This window comes from Thiolapillus sp. (genome assembly GCF_048562965.1).
GTDB classification, from domain to species: Bacteria; Pseudomonadota; Gammaproteobacteria; order Chromatiales; family Chromatiaceae; genus Thiolapillus; species Thiolapillus brandeum_A.
The window spans coordinates 1-3,890 of record NZ_JBHNMF010000316.1; the positions used below are offsets into that span (position 1 = coordinate 1).

Annotated in this window: 3 protein-coding genes; 2 read left to right on the forward strand and 1 reads right to left on the reverse strand. The window is 52.8% G+C overall.

What is annotated here, in order from left to right:
• Positions 1 to 385: 385 nt before the first annotated feature.
• Together ACOCD2_RS13950 and ACOCD2_RS13955 are read left to right on the forward strand one after the other, a co-directional pair.
• On the forward strand, positions 386 to 1,495 hold the full coding sequence (locus ACOCD2_RS13950) for an AAA family ATPase (protein WP_293648722.1): 1,110 nt from the start codon (positions 386 to 388) through the stop codon (positions 1,493 to 1,495).
• 10 nt (positions 1,496 to 1,505) lie between these two features.
• Positions 1,506 to 3,734, forward strand: coding sequence for a S8 family peptidase (locus tag ACOCD2_RS13955; protein ID WP_293648719.1), 2,229 nt, complete (start codon positions 1,506 to 1,508; stop codon positions 3,732 to 3,734).
• Here the strand turns inward: ACOCD2_RS13955 and ACOCD2_RS13960 are convergent.
• The coding region (locus tag ACOCD2_RS13960) for a hypothetical protein (RefSeq protein ID WP_293652746.1) at positions 3,699 to 3,890 on the reverse strand (192 nt) is incomplete at its 5' end. The two genes, ACOCD2_RS13955 and ACOCD2_RS13960, sit on opposite strands and share 36 nt — an antisense overlap.

Here is a 3,890-nt window from a genome sequence, read left to right on the forward strand (position 1 = left end):
CAAACAGAAGGTGTCGGGGTGCTTCCGGACAAGAAAGTACGCCGAGGCCTATTGCCGCATCTCCAGTTACCTGCAGACCATGGCAAATCAGGGATACAATCCGCTGGTCGCCATTCAAATGACCTTTTCGGGACAGCTCTATGCTGATAGGGGTGAGTAGTTACCCTCAGGAAAAGAACAAACAGATTGTGGCCCTGGTGGCACAGCAAATGTCCGATGCGCTACTGATGATTGTTGGCCGTATGGGATGATTGTTGGCAGTAGGGGTGGGCAGAATAAATGGCCATTAACAAGTGGAAGAAAATATGATTTGCAAATTAATTTTCTTCCGTTTAGGATAATGCTTAATACTTTAAGGAGAAACAATAAAAATTGAGGTGATCTTTTGGGAGATAATGATGCACTTGAGAGGGATTTCGTCCACCTCGCGCGGGTGGCGCTGTCGGGACGCACTCAAGACGTCCAAACTTACTTGCATAGAATTGCGAAGCGCCGGGGCCTGAGTAAGGAGTTTTCAGCAGGTTTGATAGATCTACTGCGCAAAAATCCGACCCGCTCTTCGCCTTTACGCAAGGGCATGGAAAAAGCTCTGCCAACAGACACGGATTCTCGCTTTCAGCTGTTGCGGGTAGAGGAGATGCCGTTTCTGCAGATGGAGCCGGTCTACTCGGGGCAGGTTCAAAGCACACTGTCTCGCCTCGTTGAAGAGCGACAAAACTTAGGTGTCTTGCTTGAAGCAGGTCTGGAACCGACCCGAACCGTCTTGTTCAGCGGCCCTCCCGGTGTCGGGAAGACTCTGGGTGCACGTTGGGTTGCGCGTGAGCTCGGGCTTCCTCTCATGATTCTTGATCTGTCTGCTGTCATGAGCAGCTATCTTGGACGCACGGGTTCTAATCTGAGGCATGTACTAGATTACGCAAAATCCATCGATTGCGTTCTTCTACTTGATGAACTGGACGCGATAGCTAAACGAAGGGACGATTCTGGAGAGATTGGAGAATTGAAACGCCTTGTCACAGTATTGCTTCAGCAACTTGATGATTGGCCATCGTCCGGTTTGCTCATTGCCGCGACCAACCATTCTGATTTACTCGATCCCGCAGTTTGGCGACGCTTCGAGCAACTCGTCGATTTTGAACTGCCAAAGGAGGCCGAAATTCGAGCCTTTCTAGATGCGCTGTTTGAAGAAGTTGCTCCAGACTTGTCAGCCTGGGTCGACATCCTTTCTCTTTCTCTGATTGGGCGATCCTATAGTGATATCGAGCGAGAAATTACTCTTGCACGGCGTTCGGCTGCCCTGAAGGGGAAGGGTATTGATCACTACATCTCACAGCTAGTGACAACTCACGAACACTCGAAACAAGAACGTATCGAGATCGCGGTTCGGCTGGTCAGGAATGGTTTGGCAACACAAAGAAAGGCCCATGAAATCACGGGCGTCGCGCGGGACACTATCCGCACACATCTGAAGAATGATGTGGTTTTAGAGATTTGAGCAGGTAAAGGTGAGCAAGCAGAATTTTCTTCTGGGTAGGGGCGAACGCCTCACCGACGACATAGTCATCAAGGGTGGAGGTGGTCCAAAAGAACCGCCCTACACTTTCGGTGAAGCACGACGTCGGCTGTCACCTATGGTTTCGGAAACATCATCTCGTATCGATGAACTGCCGCAGGCGGCCTGCCCAGGCGACGAGGCTGTGATTTCGCTGACAATCAATCCCGAATATGTTGCGAAATCCTTCTTCCCGCATGAACTCATGCGGGATGTGGGCATCGAAGTGATTGGCAGCCGACCCAAAAAGACAGTTCCTGAAAAGCGTTCCCGGGGCAGAGAACCCAGTGAAGTCTTTACCACTGAGCTATTCGCGAGGGGGCGACGGGCCGCCATCAGGAATTGGAGTCAGCAGTTGCCGGATTGGCGCTCCGACAGAGGCAGCGCAAACGCGCTCATATCGATTGAAGAGATATCTGCACCGGTCCCTCACGCCAAAATCAAAGGCTCGCTCCCTGAGCAGGGGCGGATGGCGTTGGAAACCGTGCTCCACGCCAGCGAACTCGAATTTAGCATGATACAAGCTTTTGCTGCATACCTTGAAAGCCAGGGAATCGAAGCAGACCTTGGCCACAGCTTCTTCGCAAAAGGACTGTGTTTTCTCGAACTTGATGCGCCGGTGGAACGTGCTGATGACATCGCACTCTTCACGGGTGTTCGTACATTGAGACAAATGCCAAGCCTGAGAATTTTGCGGCCAACCGTACGTTCTGCTGACATTCCAACAACCGATTTGGAATTGCCCACCGAAGGTCCCGTCTCGGAAGACGTCCGAGTGGCTATATTTGACGGCGGCGTTCCTGAGAACCATGCATTGACGCAATGGACTTCGCGCCTTGAACTGCCCGGCATGCTGCCAGCTACTGAGGGGTTCTTGTCACACGGCGTTGGGGTGACCTCAGCTGCACTGTTTGGGCATATTGATACCAAAGTGCCTTTGCCGCGCCCCTACGCAAATATTGATCACTACCGCGTATTGGATGAAGCCCCGGGACAGGATCCGCATAAGCTCTACGAGATTCTTGGTCGGATCGAAGGTGTGTTGTCGAGCCAGGAATATGATTTCATCAACCTGAGCCTAGGGCCGTGCCTGCCGATAGAGGATGATGATGTTCATGCTTGGACAGCCGTGTTGGATGACCGCCTGTCTCGGGTATCCACACTTGCGATGATTGCAGTTGGAAACGGTGGTGAAGGGGATTCCATTCTTGGACTGGATCGAGTTCAGGTTCCCTCCGATTGTGTCAATGCTCTGGCTATTGGTGCTTGTGACACGCCGGGGAAGGATTGGCAGCGCGCGCCCTATAGCTCGAAAGGGCCCGGTCGCAGCCCAGGTCTCGTGAAACCGGACCTGGTAGATTTCGGAGGCGAGTTCAGCCGCCCATTTGTTGTTGTCGCACCAGATGCAACGCCGTCCCTAACGACGACCGGCGGAACGTCGTTTGCTGCTCCAAGTGTTCTTCGACTTGGAACCGGTATCCGTGCCCATTTTGGCTCCAACCTGAACCACTTGGCGATCCGCACACTCCTTGTTCATACATGTGAGGAAGGCGACCAAGATCACAAAGAAAATCACAAAGAAATTGGCTGGGGGCGTGTTGCGCGCAGCCTTGATGACATCATTCTGTGTGATGACGACACAGTTCGGGTTGTCTATCAGGGTGAGATTTCTCCGGCGAAGTACATCCGTGCCGCAATCCCAGTCCCTGCTGACCCAATGAGTGGCATGGTCACGATCAAGGCCACGATCTGCTATAAGACGCAAACGGATCCACATCACCCTGGGAACTACACCCAAGCAGGGCTGGAAGTGACGTTCCGACCTAATGACAGTAAATACTCACGCAACAACCAGGTACATCCGAACTCCGCGAGTTTCTTCGGATCATCCTTACCGGGTGCGACAGAAGATGAGTTGCGTCGCGATGCTTGGAAATGGGAAAATTGTCTGCACGCAGTCCAGCGCAAACGCGGCAGCTCTCTTATCAACCCTTGCTTCGACATACACTACAATGCCCGGCTTGAGGGGCGGAATTTCGCACCGCCGGAAAGCTTAAGCTATGCGATGGTGGTTTCCATCCACGCAAAAGGTGTCGCCGATCTCTATGATCAAGTTGTTCGCCAGTACGCAACGCAAATCGAACCACTACGTCCGGTGCTCGAAATGCCTATCCGCACCTGATGTTCCATGGCAAATATTGAAGGCATTCCAATATCCATCCGCTGCCAGCCATGGAGAGCGAAGCGAAGGCTGGTAGACCCCAGTAGCCGCGAGGCCGCACTGTTTTCCCGGCGTGCCTTGCGCCAGAGGGAAAACAAAGTAGGCCTCCGAACGCGG